This is a genomic window from uncultured Senegalimassilia sp. (assembly GCF_902464545.1).
Taxonomy (GTDB): Bacteria; Actinomycetota; Coriobacteriia; order Coriobacteriales; family Eggerthellaceae; genus Senegalimassilia.
In genome coordinates, this window is sequence record NZ_CABQJR010000005.1 from 90,733 (window position 1) to 109,818 (window position 19,086).

12 protein-coding genes, 1 tRNA gene and 1 pseudogene are annotated in these 19,086 nt (G+C 63.6%); 6 read left to right on the forward strand and 8 right to left on the reverse strand.

The features are described 5' to 3' along the window. The first annotated feature begins 7 nt into the window (after positions 1–7). Genes RDW26_RS02715 through RDW26_RS02725 form a run of 3 tightly spaced genes read left to right on the forward strand, consistent with a single transcriptional unit; the run spans position 8 to position 3,350 of the window. On the forward strand, positions 8–1,834 hold the full coding sequence (locus RDW26_RS02715; RefSeq protein ID WP_307982420.1) for an FAD-dependent oxidoreductase: 1,827 nt from the start codon (positions 8–10) through the stop codon (positions 1,832–1,834). Then, positions 1,831–2,739, forward strand: a complete 909-nt coding sequence (gene nadC, locus RDW26_RS02720) for a carboxylating nicotinate-nucleotide diphosphorylase (protein WP_307982421.1) — start codon at positions 1,831–1,833, stop codon at positions 2,737–2,739. Before RDW26_RS02715 ends, nadC begins: the two co-directional genes overlap by 4 nt. 2 nt (positions 2,740–2,741) lie before the next feature. After that, on the forward strand, positions 2,742–3,350 hold the full coding sequence (locus RDW26_RS02725) for a transcription repressor NadR (RefSeq protein ID WP_307982422.1): 609 nt from the start codon (positions 2,742–2,744) through the stop codon (positions 3,348–3,350). 4 nt (positions 3,351–3,354) lie between these two features. On the opposite strand, the gene RDW26_RS02730 is transcribed toward RDW26_RS02725, so the two are convergent. The 7 genes from RDW26_RS02730 to RDW26_RS02760 all read right to left on the reverse strand — a co-directional run bounded on the left by RDW26_RS02730 (position 3,355) and on the right by RDW26_RS02760 (position 13,329). Further along, the gene (locus tag RDW26_RS02730; RefSeq protein WP_307982423.1) at positions 3,355–4,338 is read right to left on the reverse strand and encodes an FHA domain-containing protein; all 984 of its coding nucleotides are present in this window, start codon (positions 4,336–4,338) and stop codon (positions 3,355–3,357) included. Between the two features lie 5 nt (positions 4,339–4,343). Continuing rightward, complete coding sequence (locus RDW26_RS02735; RefSeq protein ID WP_307982424.1) at positions 4,344–6,152, reverse strand: hypothetical protein; 1,809 nt, start codon at positions 6,150–6,152, stop codon at positions 4,344–4,346. Next, positions 6,149–7,531 carry a hypothetical protein gene (locus RDW26_RS02740; protein WP_307982425.1) on the reverse strand — a complete coding sequence of 461 codons (1,383 nt, stop codon included), beginning with the start codon at positions 7,529–7,531 and terminating at the stop codon, positions 6,149–6,151. Before RDW26_RS02740 ends, RDW26_RS02735 begins: the two co-directional genes overlap by 4 nt. 40 nt (positions 7,532–7,571) lie before the next feature. Then, positions 7,572–8,033: a tRNA (cytidine(34)-2'-O)-methyltransferase gene (locus RDW26_RS02745; RefSeq protein WP_307982426.1), complete on the reverse strand. Its 462-nt coding sequence runs from the start codon at positions 8,031–8,033 to the stop codon at positions 7,572–7,574. A 15-nt stretch (positions 8,034–8,048) separates the two neighbouring features. After that, positions 8,049–10,133 carry a ribosomal protection-like ABC-F family protein gene (abc-f, locus tag RDW26_RS02750; protein ID WP_307982427.1) on the reverse strand — a complete coding sequence of 695 codons (2,085 nt, stop codon included), beginning with the start codon at positions 10,131–10,133 and terminating at the stop codon, positions 8,049–8,051. Between the two features lie 267 nt (positions 10,134–10,400). After that, positions 10,401–10,475: transfer RNA gene (locus tag RDW26_RS02755), tRNA-Asn, on the reverse strand. A 358-nt stretch (positions 10,476–10,833) separates the two neighbouring features. Continuing rightward, positions 10,834–13,329: a hypothetical protein gene (locus RDW26_RS02760; protein WP_307982428.1), complete on the reverse strand. Its 2,496-nt coding sequence runs from the start codon at positions 13,327–13,329 to the stop codon at positions 10,834–10,836. Positions 13,330–13,381: 52 nt separating this feature from the next. Between RDW26_RS02760 and RDW26_RS02765 the strand changes: the two genes are divergently transcribed. Next, on the forward strand, positions 13,382–13,744 hold the full coding sequence (locus RDW26_RS02765) for an Hpt domain-containing protein (RefSeq protein ID WP_307982429.1): 363 nt from the start codon (positions 13,382–13,384) through the stop codon (positions 13,742–13,744). Positions 13,745–13,890: 146 nt separating this feature from the next. Here the strand turns inward: RDW26_RS02765 and RDW26_RS02770 are convergent, their stop codons facing one another. Continuing rightward, positions 13,891–15,768 (reverse strand): GH25 family lysozyme, encoded by a 1,878-nt coding sequence (locus RDW26_RS02770; protein ID WP_307982430.1) that lies wholly within the window; start codon positions 15,766–15,768, stop codon positions 13,891–13,893. Between the two features lie 76 nt (positions 15,769–15,844). Here RDW26_RS02770 and RDW26_RS02775 point away from each other — a divergent pair, with 76 nt between their 5' ends. Both RDW26_RS02775 and RDW26_RS02780 read left to right on the forward strand, forming a co-directional pair. Then, complete coding sequence (locus RDW26_RS02775; protein ID WP_307982431.1) at positions 15,845–17,893, forward strand: L,D-transpeptidase family protein; 2,049 nt, start codon at positions 15,845–15,847, stop codon at positions 17,891–17,893. A gap of 77 nt (positions 17,894–17,970) precedes the next feature. Further along, positions 17,971–19,086: pseudogene (locus RDW26_RS02780) on the forward strand (hypothetical protein); the annotation flags it as partial.

Genomic DNA, 19,086 nt, shown 5'->3' on the forward strand with positions numbered 1-19,086 from the left:
GGCGAAGATGAGCGAAAAGAACGAATTAGCTGACGAAATGGGTGCCGCACCTGCGGAAACGATGGCTTCCGCTGCAGCTTGCTCGCATGGCGTTGCACCACGCGACCCTGCCGGTGACCGATTGCAACCGAAGTGCGAGGGAGCGGCGGAGGTGCGCGATATCGCCTGCGACGTGGTCATCGTCGGTTGCGGCGTAGCGGGCTTGTACTGCGCGCTCAACCTTCCCTCCGAGCTTTCCGTGGTGATGCTGGCGAAGACGACCGTGGACGAATGTGACTCCATGCTGGCGCAAGGCGGCATCTGCGTGCAGCACGACGACGCCGACTACGCGCCGTTTTTCGAGGACACTCTGCGCGCGGGCCATTACGAAAACCGCTGCGAGAGCGTGGATTTGATGATCCGCGCAAGCCGCAGCATCATCTCCGACCTGGTGAAACGCGGCGTGGACTTCGAGCGCGACCAAGCGGGCAACCTGCGCTACACCCGCGAAGGCGCGCACAGCCGCCCGCGCATCTGCTTCCACAGCGATATCACCGGCGACGAGATCACCTCCACGCTGCTGGCCCGCGTGCGCGAACTGCCCAACGTCCGCATCCTGGAGCACACCTGCATGGACGATATCCTGGTCGCGCAGGACGAACCCCAGGTCAACGCTGGGATGGCTGCAAGGAACGAAGCCGCAGCGCAGGGCGATGCGACGCAAAACGCGACCAACGTTGAAGATTATGGCTGCGCGCCGCTCGTTGCCGCTCCGTCGTCCACGCAGCGCGACGTCGAGCCCCATCAGCCGAAGACGCGCTGCCGCGGCGTCCTTGCGCACACCGTCAACGGGGCGCAACTGCGCATCTTCGCGGATCAGACGCTTTGGGCCTGCGGCGGCATCGGCGGCACGTACCCGCGCTCCACCAACTTCCCCAGCCTTACCGGCGACGCGTGCGCCATCGCCGAGCGCCACGGCATCGCCCTCGAGCACATGGACTACGTGCAGATCCACCCCACTTCCCTGTACTCGACGCGGCCGGGCCGTGCGTTTCTGATCTCGGAATCGTGCCGTGGCGAAGGGGCGGTGCTGCTCGATGCTAACGGGAATCGCTTCACCGACGAGCTACAACCACGCGACGTGGTGAGCGCGGCCATATACCGGCAGATAGCCGCAGAAGGCTCGGAATTCGTGCGCCTCTCCTTCGCTAACATGCCAAAGGACGAGATCACGGGGCACTTCAAGAATATCTACAAGCGTTGCCTGGAGGAGGGCTTCGACATCACGCGCGAGCCCATCCCCGTCGTGCCCGCGCAACACTACTTCATGGGAGGCGTGCGGGTAGACCGCAACAGCGCCACGGATACGCCGGGGCTGTACGCCGCCGGCGAAACCAGCTGCAACGGCGTGCACGGGAAGAACCGCCTGGCCAGCAACTCACTGCTCGAGTCGCTCGTGTTCGCGCAGCGCGCCGCGTGGGACATGTGCTGCAAGCTGGGCGTGAAAGCGCCCGTCAAGCAAACCTACCCTGAGCAGCCCTGCGGAGCCGACGCGCAGGCGTACAAACGCCTCTGCGCCGAAGCCGAGCGCAAAACCCGCGAGAACGCAGCCAAATGCGGACCCCAAAACACGACGCAAACCTGCGCGCAAAACGGTGGGCAAACCTGGACGCAATCCGGCCAGCAGGTCAAAACGCGAACCTGCACGCAAAACGCCGGGCAGAACACGGCGCGAACCGAGTCTCGCAACGCTGGGCAATCCGGTTCGCAAACCGTAACGCAAACCTGCCCGCAAAACGCTTCCCCATCCGACACCGATCGCACCGCAAGCTCCAAGGAGGTCGTTTGCGCATGAACCCCATCACGCTGACAACCGTGGCCGAGCCGCTTATCCGCCAGGCGCTGGCCGAGGACATCACCAACGAGGACGTTTCCACCGCCTCCATCATGCCCGACGCGCGCCCCGCCGCCGTGGACCTCATCGCGAAGGCCGACGGCGTGCTGTGCGGCCTCGATGTGTTCGAGCGCACATTCGCCATCTTGGACCCCGAAACGCACGTCCAGCGCTTCGCCGCAGACGGCGACAACGTTTGCGCAGGCCAGACGCTTGCAACGGTGACCGGCGATGTGCGCGTGCTGTTGTCGGGCGAGCGCGTGGCCCTGAACTACCTGCAGCGCATGAGCGGCATCGCCACCTACACGCACCGCGTCGCCGCGCTGCTCGAGGGCAGCGGCACCCAGCTGGTTGACACGCGCAAGACCACGCCGAACATGCGCGTGTTCGAAAAGGAGGCCGTGAGGTGCGGCGGCGGGCGCAACCACCGCTACAACCTCTCCGACGGGGTGCTGCTGAAGGACAACCACATCGCCGCAGCGGGCGGCGTGCGCGAGGCCATCGAGGCAGCACGCGCCCACGCCCCGTTCGTGCGCGAAATCGAAGTGGAGTGCGAGACGTTCGCGCAGGTCGAGGAGGCCATCGCCGCCGGGGCCGACATCATCATGCTCGACAACATGGACCACGACGCCATGGCGAAAGCCGTCGCGTTCATCGACGGGCGCGCGAAGACCGAGTGCTCCGGCAACATCGACGCGCACAACGTGCAGGCCATCGCCGACCTAGGCATCGACTTCGTGTCCAGCGGCGCGCTCACCCACTCGGCGCCCATCCTGGACGTGTCCATGAAGCACCTGCGCATGCTGGACGAAGGCGCCGACGGCAACGCACCGGTCACCGATATAAACCGGAAAAGCGGGCAGTAGCCATGGCAACGAAATCCGAGGCCAGGCGCGCATCGCTGCTCGATGCGCTCCGATCAGCCGACGCACCGGTGTCCGGCGGCCAGCTTGCAAGCACACTCAGCGTCAGCCGGCAGATCATCGTGCAGGACATCGCGCTGCTGCGCGAGGCGGGCGCAAACATCGTGGCAACCACGAAAGGCTACGTGCTGGCGGATGCCGCGCAAACCACAACGCAAAACGCAGCGCAAACCATGGCGCAAAACGCCGCAGAGCCGCCGACTGCAGCCCTCGACGAGCCCGCGCGCACGTTCAAGCTGCATCACGAGGTCGAGCAAACCAGGGAAGAGCTGCAGACCATCATCGCGCTTGGCGGGCACGTGCATAACGTATCCATCAGCCATCGCGCCTACGGCCGCATCACCGCGCCTTTGGAGATCGCAAATCAGGCGGATATCGAGCGCTTCATCAACGATATCGAAAGCGGGAAATCCTCGCCGCTGAGCACCGCCACCTCGGGATACCACTATCACCTGGTGTCGGCGCCAAGCAACCAGGCGCTCGAAGCCATCGGCCGAGCGCTCGCCGACAAAGGCTTCCTAGCCCCGCTGCTCCCCCACGAGCAGGAGGCGTAAAGGGTCATTCCCAGCTTTCCGGCATGCCTTCTATCAGCATGAACCGGGTCGATCCGGCCAAGATCAACTCGTCGCCGGCGTGCACCTCGACCGGTTCGGCGCATGCGGAAGCACCCGCGCGCGCCGGTTCCACCACCGTCTCGGAGCCATCTTCGTCGCTGATCAGCACGGTGCCGTTGGAGCTTCCCAGACCCTGCACGCACCACCGGCCCACCTCGTTGCACCAGACGCGCAGGTGATGACCCGACACGTCGGGCTCCACGTCGTTGATATCATCAGGCCCCAAGGCCAGCGCGCCGATCTCCACGCCGTCGGAAAGCGGCTGCACCCAGTGCAAACCCCCGGAAACCAGGCCTCCCACCATGCGCAAAAGGCCCAGCGCCTGCGCTTGCTCGCGCGGGTCCGCGGACGCCGCGCCAGGCTGCTCGCCCTGGTCCATAACGGCGGCGGGAACGGTTTCCAGCCTTCCGCCGTGCACCGTCTTCACGTAATCGAGCACATAGGCGCACGCGCGCTTCACGTTCGCGCTGCATCCCGCCGCCACGAACAGCACCATGGCCAGCTCGGAGCGCTCCTCCACGCTGTAGCCCGCGCCGCGAGCTAGGCGCTCCAGCACGTTACGATACAGCGCCAGGTCCTGGTGGCATTCACGCAGCGCCTGCTCCATAAGCGCCCCGCCCTGGTTCGTGACCAGCGACAACGCCTCTTCGGCCGACAGGCCCTTCCCGTCGCGGGAGCGCAGGCGCGCCGAAACGCGCAGAGCTGCCACGCCCCAATCGCAAAAGTAGCGGTCCTGCAACGAGCCCACGGGGGCATGCACGATGAAGCGCGAGACCCACGTGCGATCGTCGCAGCGCGACAGCGGGCTTTTGCCGTCGGCAAGCGGGCGGCCGGACAACACCAGGCGCGCCAGGTCCTTATGGCTGATGCCGCCATAGCGTTTCATGGTCTCGAACAGGGCGCCGCACGGCGTCAACTCCGTTGCCATCAGCCTCACGCTCCTTCGCTCATATCATCATATTCGCCCTCAAGCGCCGGCGCTGCCGTACTCGGAAGCGCCACGGCCTCGTCGGAACCCCCCGACGGCAACGCCTTACGACGAACCATCTGGGGCAATGCCACGTTCAGCGCGAAATCGGCCACCATGATGCACCAGCCCGCCGCCACGGCAGCCACCAACGCCATGTACAGCAGATGCTGCTGCGCCGCCGCCTCGAAGCGCATGTCAGCAAGCACCTGCCACAACGCCGCAAACGTGACCGCAAGGCCCGCCGTGCCGCGCAAAAAGCCCGCTGTGGTGCGCGAGCCGCCGAAGCGCAGCGATAGCCCCACCAACGCGGGGAACAGCGCCGCAACGGCCGCTGCGAACCCGGGAAGGCCGCCAGACCAGGCAAAACCCACCGCATCAAGCGACGCCTGCGCCCCGTTGGCAAGCACGGCCGCCGAGACCGCAACCCCTGCCAACGCCGCCGTCGCGACGCCCTTGCACGCCATACGCACATGGGCCAGCGTGGAATCGGCAACATCAAGCGCCGACGCGGCGAACCCGCCAGGCACGCACGGCACCAGCGGACGACCGCAAAACGACCGCTCCACGTTGTCGGCGTAGTGGATGGAGAACGACGACAGCGCATCGCGAACCGCCGCGGCGTCGGGGCGATCGGATTGCCCGCGAGCCAGGCAATCGCCCAACACGATACCGAGCTGCTCGTCCACGAAGGACAGCGCCTCGGCCGCCTCCGACACGCCCATCGGCGCGGACAGCTTATCCTGCGCATGCTGCACCGCAACCGCCACCTCGGGTTCGCGCGCAAGCGCCTCGAGCAGCTCGTCGGCCCGAGCGTGTGCCATCACCGCAACCGGCGCGGGAGCCGCCATCTTCGCGCGATACGGCGAAACGGGCGCCCCATCTTCCCCAACCGCATGCAAATCGTAAGGGGCCTGCCCGCACGCCAGCTGGTACACCACGCTTGCCGCGGCGTACACGTCGATCGCCGGCGATTTGCGCAGCTCGGCCAGGCCCGGGATGTCGTCGCTGAGCATCTCGGGCGGCGCGAAATCGGCCGTGGCTCCGCGGAACACCGCGTTCTCGCTGGTGAACGACGTGGAGCGCGGCTCCGACTCGGCCGACGAGCCGAAGTCGATGAGGTATAGGTCGAACACGCCCTCGTCCACCTGCTGCTCCAAGGACAGCCGCGAGGTGCGCACCATGACGTTGCGCGGGCTGATGTCGCGGTGCACGAACCCGCCTTCCACATACCCCATGCGCGCCACCAGGTCGAATAGGTCGCGGCCCAGGCGCGCCGCCACCAGCGGGCTCACGCAGCCGCAACCGTCGACGACAAGCTGCCGGCGCACGCGGTCCAAGGTGATGCCCTCAACCCATTCCATAACGATGCACGGCACCCCGTCAACGGTGCCCCGGCCATACAGACGGGGGAAGCCCTTCAGCCCCGACAGCAGGATATGGCACTCGTATTCGCGTTCGAACGCGGCGCGCGAGACGCGCACACGGCGGGCATGATCGTCCTCGGTTTCGCCATCACAGCGATGCGGAAGCGAAAGTAACTTGAGCGCCAGATGCTCGCCCTGCGCATTGCGCGCATGCTCCACACGACCCGTGCCGCCGCGATGTCCCTGGCCCTGCGACACGAACAACGTGACGAAACGGCGCACGTACGACGGCCGATCGGCATCGGAAAGCGAAAGCGGCGCGCTGAAATCGGCCACGCGCACCAGGCGCATGCCCTGAACGGCGCCCGACGAAGCGAGCGCGCCGCCCTCGTCAACAAGCCCACTCATAAGCTGATGCTCGCTAACGTCTCGTTCAGTTGCGCAGCCCTCATGCTGTTGCCGGAGGCATCCTGATCGGCGCGAACGGGTTCCATCCAGCGATCAACCCCTTCCGCCGGGTTCTCGTATGCCAAGTTCAACCCCCACGCGTCGTAAATGACGGAGAGATACTGGTCCAACGCGATATACGCACGCTGGAGGTTGCCCTTTTGCTCCAGCCAGCGCGAGCCATCGGCGAACGCGTCAGAATTGCGCAGGAGCAGGAAGTCGGTGAGCGTTTGGCTGTCGATGGCCGCGCACTCGTTGTAATCGCTTTGGCGAAGGGGGCGCGACGTGCTCATGCAGTCGTTGTTGAACGCGGCCACGGCGTTGTTCAAGCGCGCAACATAATCGTTCACGCGGGCCTGATGATCGACCAGCACGGCATACGCCGCCGCCTCCTGCTCGGCCGTAGGGCCGGCGGGCGCAGGTGCGGAACCGGAGCCGCCGGCGCTTTCCGAACCCGAGCCCGAGCCGCTCGCGTCGTCCGAGTTGCTGCCCGAACCGCCGGAGTTGCCCGAACTGGAGCCGGAACCGGACGCGGAGCCGCTTCCCGCAGACCCCGAGCCCGCCTGCGACGAGCCGCCGGAAGACGCAGACCCCGACTCCGAGCCAGACCCCGACGCAGCCGAGGCGCCGCCGGCGATCCGCTGCGCGCGGGCGAACGACGAATCCACCGAAGAAGCCCCAGATGCCCCAGTCAGCGACGCAACGCCCAGCATCCCGGAGCCCGAGCCAAGGCCCAAAGCTGCCGCAGCATCAGGTGCAGCGGCGTCGGTCTTGGAGGCCTCGATCGTCACCGGGCCCACTGCGCGCGTCGAGCTCACGGGCCCGGCCTGGACCTCGCGCATCTGGCCGTCAAGCCACAGCGCCGATTCCAGCGGGATCACCACCGTGCTGGGCCTATCATCGGCAACCACTGCCGGGATTGCAGACACGTAACCGCCGACGCCCGCAACCATCAGGACGAACGATGCGGCCGAGAGCGCCATCATGGGACGGGTGATGCCGGGCTTCCACCGCAGCCTGCGCGCGCGGCGCGCGGGGCGGTCGGTAGCGGCGAACGTGGGCGTAGGGCTAGGAGAAGGGCTGACAGCGCGGCCAGCAGGCGTCGGCTGCTCGGCGGGCGCCTGAGAGCGCGCAGCATCAGCGGCAGCCAAATCCGTCGCGTTGCCGGCAGCAAAATCAGCCGCATCGCCGGTAGCCGAACCCGTCGTATCATCGACGGCCGAATCCGACGTGTCGCCGGTGGCCAGATCCGCCGTATCATCGACGGCCGAATCCAACGTGTCGCCGGCGGCCGAATCAGCCGTGTCACGCTCTTCATCGTGCGCGTTCTGCTCCATCATCGCCTTCCCTCCTTTCCCCGTTCGTCTCAAAAGGCGCTGTTTAAGCCAAGCCCGGCCAGTTTTGCTGGCGCAAAGCCTCGTACGCGGCTATTGCAACCGAATTGCTTAAGTTTAAGCTACGCATACCGTCGCGCATGGGAATGCGCACGCAGGCGGACTCGAAGCGCTGCATAACGGCCTCGTCAAGCCCGCGGCTCTCGCGCCCGAACACCAGCCAAGCGTCCGAGCCGTACGAAACGTCGGCGAAGCTGCGCTGCACATGTCCCGTGAACAGGTGTAGCTCGTCGGCGGCATGGGCCTCGAAGAACTCGTCGGCGCACGACCAGCGCACGATGTCGACGTCGTCCCAGTAGTCGCACCCCGCGCGCGCAAGATTACGCTGCGTGACGGCGAAGCCCATGGGCTCCACCAGGTGCAGCCGCGCGCCGATGCACGCGCACGTGCGCGCCACGTTCCCCGTGTTCTGGGGGATCTCAGGCTCCACCAACACGATGTTCAGCATCCTTGCAACCTTTCCCTACACGCCCATTGCCTCGGCCTGCTTGGCCATCTCCTCTTCGAGCTCTTCGTTCAGCATGAACCATTCCTCCTCGGCGGCGGCCAGGCGTTGCTTGAGCTTGGAGTGCTCGGCCACGGCATCCGAGGACGCGTCCTCGTTGATGTAGAAGTCGGGATCGGCCATCTTCGCCAGCAGCTCCTCCATGCGGGCGTTGTCGCGCTCCATCTGCTTGTCAAGCTCGGCAATGCGCTTGCGATGGTTCTTCAGCGCGGCGTAGGCGCGGTTGCGCGCCTCGGCCTCGCGGCGCTTCTGCTCCTTGGTCTTCGGCGAGCTGCCGCGCTTTGCCGTCAGCTCTCCCGAGGCGGCAGGCGCAGACGAAGCGGGCGCGGCAGGCGCGGAAGCGGCGCTCTTCGACGCCTTCCCCTTCCCCGACGCGCCCTTTCCGGCAGGTTTGCGCTCCATCAGCTCGTCGACGAGCGACTCGTCGGTGGGCTCGGGCCCGTCGAGCTGGCCGGACTTGAACAGGTAGTAATCGTAGTCGCCGTCATAGACGGTGACCTTGCCGGGCTTCACCTCGACGATACGGTTCGCGATGCTGCGGATGAGATGGCGGTCGTGCGTGATGAGCAGGATGGTGCCGTCGAAGCGGTTGAGCGCCTGCTCGAGCACGTCGGCGCTGGCGATGTCCAGGTGGTTGGTGGGCTCGTCAAGGCACAGCAGCGGCTTGGGCGCCACGAGCATCTTCGCCAGCGCCAGACGGCCCTTCTCGCCGCCGGAGAGCACGCTGACCTTCTTCTCGACGGCGTCGCCCTCGAACAGGAAGGCGCCGAGCAGGCTGCGCACCTGGCTGATGTTCCAGCCCGGCGCCACGTGGTCGAGCTCCTCGAACACGGTGTTGCCCGCGTGCAGTTCTTCCAGCTGGTGCTGAGCATAGTACGTCAGCGCCACGTGCACGCCGTAGTCGATAGTGCCGGCGTCGGGCTTCATGACGCCTGCGATCATCTTCATAAGCGTGGATTTGCCCGCGCCGTTGGGGCCCACAAGCGCCACCTTGTCACCGCGGTACATGGTGAAGTCGAAGTTGTCGTAGACGCGCTTGTCGCCGAACGCCTTCACCAGGCCGCGGCAGCGCACCACCTCATCGCCGGTGCGAGGCGGCTGCACGAAGTTGAAGTGGATGGGCTTCTTCTCCTCGGGGATCTCGATGAGCTCCTCTTTCAGGCGCTCCAAGCGCTGCGCGCGCTCCTGGGCCTGGCGAGCCTTGGTAGCCTTGTAGCGGAAGCGCTCGACGAAATCCTCCAGGTGCTTCATCTCCTCGAGCTGCTTGGTGCGCTGCTGGCGGAGGCGCTCGATGCGCTCCTCGCGCGCCTTGAGGTATACGGAATAGTTGCCCTTGTATAGGTTAACGCGGCCGTTTGCCACCTCGGCTACGCGGTCAATCATGTTGTCCATGAACTCGCGGTCGTGGCTGACCACGATGACGGTGCCCTCGTAGCCGCGCAAAAAGCCCTCAAGCCACTTCACCGACTCAAGATCCAGGTGGTTTGTGGGCTCGTCGAGCATGAGCACCTCGGGATTGCGGACCAGCAGCTTGGCCAGCGCGATGCGCATCTGCCAGCCTCCGGAGAAGTTCGTGGTGGCCTGCTTGATGTCGCCTTCCTTGAAGCCCAGGCCGAACAGCACGCCGCGGACCTTGGCCTCGATGGTGTAGCCGCCCAGCATCTCGTAGGCATCGCGCGCGCGGCCGGCTGCGGCAAGCTGGCGCTCGGTGGGGTTATCGCCCAACGACTCCTCCAGCTCGCGCAGGCGCTGCTCGGCTTCCAGGATTTCCACCTGCGAGGACATGACCTCCTCGAAGATGGGGCGGTCGGGCATCTCGATGGCTTCCTGCTCCAGGTAGCCCACGCGGGCGCCCTTTGCGAACAGGATGCGACCCTCGTCGGCGTCCTCGCGGCCGCTGATGATGTTGAGCATGGTGGTTTTACCGGCGCCGTTGGGACCTACGAGCGCCAGGCGGTCGTATTCCTCCAGCTTGAACGTGACGTCGGAGAACAGCGTGCGCCCGCCGAACGACTTCGACAGATGCTCAACCTGCATGATCATGGTGCGACAACTCCTTTAGCGCTAAAACGAACGTACGCGCAGGGAGCGGGCAGCCGGCACCGAGAAATGAACGCAAAAACGGATACCCTCGCAGAGAGGGAAGCCGTGCCCCCGCAGCGAGAGGAATCGACGCCCTCTCAGACGGGGAAACCAACGCCCCCACAGATGGGGAAAACGGACGCCCCGCAAACAGGGGAATCCATTCAGGCGAATCCGTTCAAACAAAAAAAGAACCGCCAACTTGCGCTGGCGGTTCTTGGAGCTTCATGGCTCCCCGGGTAGGATTCGAACCTACAACCCTCCGGTTAACAGCCGGATGCTCTGCCGTTGAGCTACCGAGGAATTTCTTCGGTGCGCTTCGTTTCCTTGGCGCAAGAAAGTATTATAGACATTTCAATTTTCGGCGCAACCCCCTTTTTCAAAAATTTTTTCAGCAGCCGATTTCGAGGGCTTGAGCTTGATTCGCAACCTCATCCGAACACTTCGATTTCGTTATCGAACTCAGCCGGACATGTACGGCTGAGTCTGGAGTTGCAATCGGCCGCGCCGGATGAACAGGGGACGGAGGTGTGTTCACGATTTAACTTCGCACTTCCGGCAACGTATTACATGAACACACCTCCGTCCCCTGTTCACGTTCGCTGCTCCGCAACGCAACGCAAGCGCCACGCCGGGCACAGCCAGCGCAGCCCCACAGGCCCTAGTAAATCCCGAACGCGTTCCACAGCAGGACATTCGCGCCGATCATCAGCACGAGCGACCCGAACATGAAGTACAGCGCGATGCGATACACCGACACCGTCTGCCCCGCCACGGCGGCCGACGCCACCGCATGCGCGCCCGCCTGCTGCACGGGCACCTGCGCATGGGCGCCCAGCTGCGTGGTCCAGCCCTTCGACAGCGGCTCGCTCGAGCGCACCTGCAAAAGCTCCAAAAACGACAGGGCCGCCGCAAGGGCGAAGTACAGCCCGAAGTCGCAAATGTAGCGCATAAGGATGCCGGCGCCCTGTAAATCGAAGATGCACAGCACCACCGCCACGCACACCGCGCAGATCCACAGCGGCATGAGGCCCTTCGCCTTCAGGCCGTGGCGAACGCGCGGCAGCGCCAGCAGCACGAGCGTCATGGGGTACAGGAAGAAGTAGCCGCCGAACATGGGCTCGTAGATGGTGACGCCCTGATATGCCGGGTCCATGTAGGTCTGGTGCATGAACGGGAACTGGCTGCCCAGCGCCGGGGGCTGGAACAGGTACGCGTACAGGCCGAACGGGATGCGGTCGGCGTGGAACCCGCGATGCGTCATGTCGTTGGTGGTCAGGTTGTAGTTCGCGCCGAAGTCGAGCGGACTGCCGAAGCGCGCGAAGTTGTACACCATGACCGCTGCGGCGACCACCAGAAACGGCGTGAGCGCGGCGCGGAAGGCGCCCAGGCAGGCTCGTCGCGCCTGGGCATTGCCGCGAGCGTCGCGCAAAAACGGCCAGAACAGCACCAGCCCGAACACGGCGGCCAGCACCATCTGCGGGCGTGCGGCAAGCGTCAACGCAATGAGCGCCGCACCGGCCACCACACGCCGACGATCTATGAAACCGCCCGTGGTACCCGACACCCACAGTCCCAAACCCCAGCTGATCAGGGCCAAGCCCATAGCCTCGGGCAGGAAGTACATGCTGGGCGTGCGCGCCAAGATCAGCCCGCCGCCAGCCACGAACATCATGATGTCGAGCACAAGCAGCACGCCGATCGACGTGCGAGGGAACCACCGGCGCGAGATACGCGTGAGCAAATACGCGATGCCCGCCACATACGCGCAGTCGCAGATGGCGACGCCAAGCCACGTGGGGAACCCGGTTCCCGTGAGCAAAAGCCACGGGACGTAGAACACTAGGCACGGCAGCACGCCGAAGTACACGTAGTATTTCCCCTGGTAGTACGCGTGATCCCACAGGTAAGGCACGCCGGCCGAATCGCGCGCCGCGGTATCGTAGGGGTTGTCCATGGCCTGCAGCGCGGCCGAGGGCACGTCGTCAAGGTAGAAGTGCCCCTGAAGCAGCGCCTGGGCGAGCTTTTGGTACTGAAACTGGTTCTCCGTGCTGGCGGTGTGCGTGATGGACAGGAAGTGCGTATTGGACATGACCAGGATGAAGATGATGACGCACTGCACGGCAACCAACGCGATGACCATCCAGCCCTGGCGCGTGATGCGGCCGTCGAACACGCGGCTGAACAGAACCGACTGAGGACGGACAGCGTACAGCGCCAGCAGCACCGCCAGAATATAGGCGAAACGCAGCGGGTCGATGTCGAGCGGCACCTGCTGGTTCAGCCCGATGCCCGTCACGGTCACCGGGCCCACGTCGGCCAGGTTCGTGATCGAAACGTAGATGGAATGGCAGTCGCCCGCCGGGTCCAAGCTGATATAGGTGCTGGCGGCGTCCTTCGGATCGACCGAGACCGCCGGCAGCTGATAGTAGTTCGCGTTGCCTTCGTCCTGCAGATACATGACCACCTGCAGCTTGCTATCGGTGGCCTTAGCTGCCGCCGCGGGGTCGTTGAGCTGAGGGGTGAAGTGGATGCTGCGGACGGTGTCGTCAAGGCCCGTGATTTCGAAATAGTTCGCGGACGAGTCGAGCGTCAGCGCGCCTTCGGTGCCTGCCGACACGCCGTTGACCAGGTACGTCCCCACCTGCGGGTAGGTCATGGACGTGAAGAAGGCCAGGTTGAAGCCGAACACCTCAATGAGCACGGCGATCAGCACGCAGATGACAAGGCCAGCGAAGCGCTTGAGCGGGCTGACATAGGCGCCGGCTGACCCGGCGAAGCCCATGTCGCAGGTTTCGGAAGGCGAAGCCCAGCCCTGCTGCGGACGCACGGCGCCGTGACGGCCGTGGCGCGCATACGCAGGCTGCGCCGGGTTGCCGGCATGCGCGCCGGCGGCAGCCGAGCCGCCCGGCATGCGTGACGTTCCCGACCCGCCGCGCGACCAGCGGCTATAGGGAGTGTTGACGGGCTGCGCAGGCTGCCCGCTGCGGCCGGCAGGCGCACCAGGGGCAACAGGACGAGCTGCGTCGGGGTTGCCGGGCCGTGCTGCGCCGCGCCCGCCGTGAGAGGCGTAGCTTTGGCGGGCATATTGCTCGAACTCGGGCGAGGAGACGCCCGGCTCGAAAGGGTCATGATACTGTTGATTACGATTCGTCATGGCCCGGATTATACTTCCAAGGACGAACACGTCCGAAACCCAGGGAGGCACAATGGACGAAAAAGACATTGCCGCGTTGCAAAACGCCGACATAGATTACGAGGACATCATCGACCGCTTCGAAGGCAACGAATCGCTATACCTAAAGCTGGCCGAGCTGTTCCTCGACGACCCCCACATGCCCAACGTCCGCCGCGCGTTCGCCGCAGGCGACCTGGCAACCGCGGAGACGGAAGCCCACGCCCTCAAAGGCGTAGCCGGCAACCTCTCGCTCACCAGCGTGCACAAGCTGGCGAAAAGCATGAACGACGCCCTAAGAAACGGCGACGAAGCCGCAGCAACCAAGCTGCTCCCAGAGCTGGACGAGGCATACGCGAAGGCAGTAGAAGCCTTGCGAGAGGTTTTGGGGAAGTAGAAAGCGGAAACCCACGCGCGAAGCGCCAACGCCACGCCAAACAACAAAGCAGGCCGGATCGCCACCAAAGCGACCCGGCCTGCTTTTGTATGAGAGGAAGACGCTAAGCGCAGCCCGGCCATTTCCAGCCGGCCAACTGCATCAATCTAGTATCCAGGAATCCATCTTCCGTCCGATCCAACATAATACGAACCGATCCACTGGTCTTTTGCCATAGTGCCATCTTCAAGAAGGTAGTAATCCCCTTCCCACGAAGATGATTTCATCGCTCCAGAACCGCAATAAAAACGCCAGGCAACTCCGTCGTTAAACCAACCCGTAACCATTGCGCCAGATGACGCGAATCGATACGCAACGCCTTCGATAGTTTGCTCCCCAACCAGCATCTTGCCTGCATCGGAGAAGCAATACCAGCTGCCATTCACGAACTGCCACCCCGTACCCATCGCGCCAGAACCGTCGCAGTAATACCAGGTACCTTCATCGTCTATCCAACCAATATGCATAGCGCAGCTAGTAGGGTCGAGATAATAGTAGTTAGCCCCGATTTGATTCCAACCTGTTCTCAGGCATCCCGAGTTATCCGACCAATACCAAGAACCGTTTACAAACAACCAGCCGATGCCCATAGCTCCAGATTCGTTTAGCCAGTACCAGCTCTGACCCTCCTTCAGCCATCCAGTTGCCATGGCGCCGTTTTCGGGATCGAGGTAGTACCAAGCTCCCCCCACAAACTGCCAGCCGGAAAGCATAGCGCCGCTTCCGCCCATGTAGTACCACGTCCCCCAGGCATCGGCCCAGCCAACTGCCATCGCGCCGGACGGGGTCAGCCAGTACCAGCTCTGACCGTCCTTCAGCCAACCGGTCACCATCGCACCGTTTGCGGGGTCGAGGTAGTACCAGGAACCATTAACCCACTGCCAACCATTCAACATGGCGCCGGATGAGTTCAAATAGTACCAACTGCCATTCGAAAGAACCCAACCGGTCTGCATCCAGCCAGCGGAATCAAAGTAATACCATGCGTTATCGATATAGGCCCAGCCATTCGACGGGTAGCTCCCATTTTTATACTGATACCACCAAGAACCATTAGAGAAAACCCACGTATCTTTGTGGCGAATCGGGCCCGCAAAATCGAAATTGATATCTACTCTCCCGTCAATGCCCTTAATCGATGTATTGCTGTCAGCCTGCCACATCCCATATTTGCCGAAATACGTGCATTCACAGTTATATTGAGCGACCCAACGAGGCCAAGAGGAGAAAGCGGAGTCGGTCAAACGGTTGGTCCACCAATTGGTATTCGCGTACACACCTGGCGTATAACCAGCAGCAGCAATAGCATTGCAATATGTCGAAGCGATACTCCCTAAAGCCGCGGATCCAAGTTTCCCCTGCTGATTCTCGTCTTCCATATCATAGTAAACAGGATAAGAAAGGCTATAAGGGCTAAGGCCGGCTTCTCGCAAAAGCCTCAAGGTATGCTCTGCTTCGCTTTGGGCCATTGCATTATCGGTAGCATATGAATACAGATACACGCCAAAAGGAATCCCATAACGCTGGCATTCCTGAACATTTCTCAGAAATCGCTTGTCGTCCTGATTCGAATAATCGCTTCCATAGCCGCATCGAAGAATCGCATACGTCACACCGGAAGACTGAACCTGAGACCAATCGATATAGCCCTGATGCTCCGAAACATCAACGCCGAATCCCACGGCGCTATTGACTATCGTCCCGTTTGAGCCATACCAAACGCCGCTCTCGCTCCACCACGAATTGAGCCGGTTTGCAAACAACGCGAAACCGGTTCCCTCTCCATAGGCATCGGAATTTCCGTAACGCCAACTATTTGCATACGAACCGGAACCTTGGTCATATTCGTTAGCAAATCCATCCGACTCGCGCTCGGCGCATGCATCATCAGCAACATCGGCAAACGAGCAAACAGGAACAACAAGCGACAGCGCCACCGCTAACGCACAAATCAAAGGCAAAGTCACCCGATTAAACAAGACCAACACACTCCTATACGCTATTCTGAACTTAGAAATTCGGAACTGTAAGTAGCACCACTATAGAGGAGAGGAGCATCTTGTGAGCAGAAGAAAGCACCGAAATCCGTTTCAATGGCGAAAACTAGCCGTTTTACCGACGGCGACATGCCTAGCACTGTGCATGGGATACACGTCTCCAGCAATCGCCGAAGAGCCGGTTCAAAACAGCGAATCAACCACCGCACAGGTTTCGACAGTCGAAGAATCTTCGCCTGAGGTCGACACAACCGCGAAAGAGAGCGCAACCGACAAATCGAACAAAAGCGCTCTTTCGGCCACCACCATACCTGCAGCGGACGCGAGCCCAGCCGCCGGCGAAGGCAGCGGCGAAGCGAAGCCCGCGTCCCCTGCCGAGGACGTCTACGCCCTCGAGCCGTCCGAGTCGTCCCCGCACCTGACGTGGACCAAGAACGGCGAGCCGTGCGCCGCCAGCGGGTGGAAGAGCTTCGAGGGCGCGTGGTACTGGTTCGACGGCTCCCCCTGCGCCGCCGAGGCCCGCTGGGTGAGCGACCGCGGCTCCTGGTACTGGCTGGGCGAGGACGGGCGCATGGCCGAGGGAACCTTCGAGGCGCAGGGGTCGCTGTGGCACGCCACCGCCTCCGGCGCGCTGCTCACCGGGCGGGGCTGGGCCTGGGACGGCGCGTGGTACCGCACGAGCCCCTCGGGCGCGCTGACCACCGGCTGGCTGTGGGACGGCGCCTGGTACTGGCTGGACCCGCAAAGCGGCAAGATGGCGGCCGGCTGGTTCCGCGACGGCGGCGGGGACTGGTACCTGGCGGACGGCTCGGGCCGCATGCTCACCGGCTGGCAGGCGACCGGCGGGCGCTGGTACCACCTGGCCGGCTCCGGGCGCATGGACGCCGGCTGGCTGTGGGACGGCGCGTGGTACTGGCTGGACCCGGAGAGCGGGGCCATGGCCGTCGGCTGGGCGCAGGACGGCGGCGGCGCGTGGTGGTACCTGCTTGGCGACGGCACGCTGTCGGGCCAGCGCTGGGTCGCCGGCTGGGCGGGCTCCTGGTACTGGGTCGACGCCTCGGGCCGCATGGGTTCGGGCTGGCTGTCCTGGGGCGGGTCCTGGTACTGGCTCGACCCCGAGACCGGCAAGATGGCCACCGGCCTGGAAACAATCGGCAAGCAGAACTATTACTTCGCCGAATCTGGATCGATGGTTGAAAAACAATGGGTTCCCATTGACGACACCGGAAAATACCGCTTTGCCACCGCAAACGGAAAGCTAACCGCAAACGCCAGCAAGACCAACGGCGAACTGGTGCTGCTAGACGACTCCGATGCGCCTCTATCCGGATGGGTCAAAATCGACGGATTCGACTTTTATGCCAAACCGGATTCAGGAGCCATGGCAACGCAATGGCAGATGATTGACGGCAACTGGTATTGGTTCGGCAGCCAAGGAGCGATGGAAACCGGATGGGTAAGCGCCAACGGGGCGTGGTATCTCATGGCTCAAAGCGGCGAAATGAAAACCGGATGGCAGTACGTCAATGGAGCTTGGTACTATCTCGACCCCTCATCGGGCGCGATGAAAACCGGATGGCTCAACGAAAACGGAACTTGGTATTGGCTTAGCGCAAGCGGCGCCATGTTAACCGGCTGGCAATACGTCGATGGAGGTTATTACTACTTCAACGCCAGTGGAGCATGGGACCCTTATGCCGACCCCATGACCCAGCGAGCGCAAGGCTATTACAGCGCAACAAACTGGCTCATTATGATAGACACCGTTAACAACGAATTCGGCGTATATTGGGGATGGCAAGGAAATTGGAAGCTTCAATATCACTGGAGCTGCTCAACGGGAGCCTGGGCAACGCCTACGGTTCTCGGCGAGTATACCGTCGGCATTAAAGGATACGTGTTCGGATCAGGATTCAGCTGTTACTATTACACTCAATTCTATGGTGACTACCTGATTCATTCCGGCGAGTACTATCAGGGGACTTTCGTGGAAATGGATAACCGTCAAGGCGTGAACATCTCTCACGGTTGCGTTCGATTGACCCTTGACCGAGCGAAATGGGTATACGACAACATTCCATACAACACAAAAGTCGTAACATACATGGGCTAAGCCCGATAGCATATTATGCCGGGGCGCAGATGAAAACCCACCTGCGCCCCGGCGTTTTGCGCTTGCCGCCAAACCTCTTGCAAAATGCCACACAAGAGGCAATCGACAAAGATGTAATCTCGAAGCTAGGCTTCACGGACACCAGGGAAAGGAACAAGATGGAGAACAGACGCTTCACAGCGCTCGCATACTTCCGAAGCGCCACTCGACAAGCCGCCATCGTCGCGTTGGCGGCAGCGTGCTGCACCGCGATCTCAAGCGCAGGAAACGCAAGCATCGCCATAGCTGACGAAACGACATCAAGCACAATCGAGCGAGGTGCCGATCAGCTCGTGGATGCCCCAGCGGCAGATCCGGCCACCACCATACCTGCAGCGGACGCGAGCCCAGCCGCCGGCGAAGGCAGCGGCGAAGCGAAGCCCGCGTCCCCTGCCGAGGACGTCTACGCCCTCGAGCCGTCCGAGTCGTCCCCGCACCTGACGTGGACCAAGAACGGCGAGCCGTGCGCCGCCAGCGGGTGGAAGAGCTTCGAGGGCGCGTGGTACTGGTTCGACGGCTCCCCCTGCGCCGCCGAGGCCCGCTGGGTGAGCGACCGCGGCTCCTGGTACTGGCTGGGCGAGGACGGGCGCATGGCCGAGGGAACCTTCGAGGCGCAGGGGTCGCTGTGGCACGCCACCGCCTCCGGCGCGCTGCTCACCGGGCGGGGCTGGGCCTGGGACGGCGCGTGGTACCGCACGAGCCCCTCGGGCGCGCTGACCACCGGCTGGCTGTGGGACGGCGCCTGGTACTGGCTGGACCCGCAAAGCGGCAAGATGGCGGCCGGCTGGTTCCGCGACGGCGGCGGGGACTGGTACCTGGCGGACGGCTCGGGCCGCATGCTCACCGGCTGGCAGGCGACCGGCGGGCGCTGGTACCACCTGGCCGGCTCCGGGCGCATGGACGCCGGCTGGCTGTGGGACGGCGCGTGGTACTGGCTGGACCCGGAGAGCGGGGCCATGGCCGTCGGCTGGGCGCAGGACGGCGGCGGCGCGTGGTGGTACCTGCTTGGCGACGGCACGCTGTCGGGCCAGCGCTGGGTCGCCGGCTGGGCGGGCTCCTGGTACTGGGTCGACGCCTCGGGCCGCATGGGTTCGGGCTGGCTGTCCTGGGGCGGGTCCTGGTACTGGCTCGACCCCGAGACCGGCAAGATGGCC

Excerpts from the sequence above, each read along its gene's own strand:
- RDW26_RS02765 (WP_307982429.1), top strand. The coding sequence starts at position 13,382 with ATGGACGAAAAAGACATTGCCGCGTTGCAAAACGCCGACATAGATTAC.
- RDW26_RS02715 (WP_307982420.1), top strand. The coding sequence starts at position 8 with ATGAGCGAAAAGAACGAATTAGCTGACGAAATGGGTGCCGCACCTGCG.
- abc-f (WP_307982427.1), bottom strand. The coding sequence starts at position 10,133 with ATGATCATGCAGGTTGAGCATCTGTCGAAGTCGTTCGGCGGGCGCACG.
- RDW26_RS02740 (WP_307982425.1), bottom strand. The coding sequence starts at position 7,531 with ATGATGGAGCAGAACGCGCACGATGAAGAGCGTGACACGGCTGATTCG.
- RDW26_RS02745 (WP_307982426.1), bottom strand. The coding sequence starts at position 8,033 with ATGCTGAACATCGTGTTGGTGGAGCCTGAGATCCCCCAGAACACGGGG.
- RDW26_RS02730 (WP_307982423.1), bottom strand. The coding sequence starts at position 4,338 with ATGGCAACGGAGTTGACGCCGTGCGGCGCCCTGTTCGAGACCATGAAA.
- RDW26_RS02725 (WP_307982422.1), top strand. The coding sequence starts at position 2,742 with ATGGCAACGAAATCCGAGGCCAGGCGCGCATCGCTGCTCGATGCGCTC.
- RDW26_RS02760 (WP_307982428.1), bottom strand. The coding sequence starts at position 13,329 with ATGACGAATCGTAATCAACAGTATCATGACCCTTTCGAGCCGGGCGTC.
- RDW26_RS02735 (WP_307982424.1), bottom strand. The coding sequence starts at position 6,152 with ATGAGTGGGCTTGTTGACGAGGGCGGCGCGCTCGCTTCGTCGGGCGCC.
- nadC (WP_307982421.1), top strand. The coding sequence starts at position 1,831 with ATGAACCCCATCACGCTGACAACCGTGGCCGAGCCGCTTATCCGCCAG.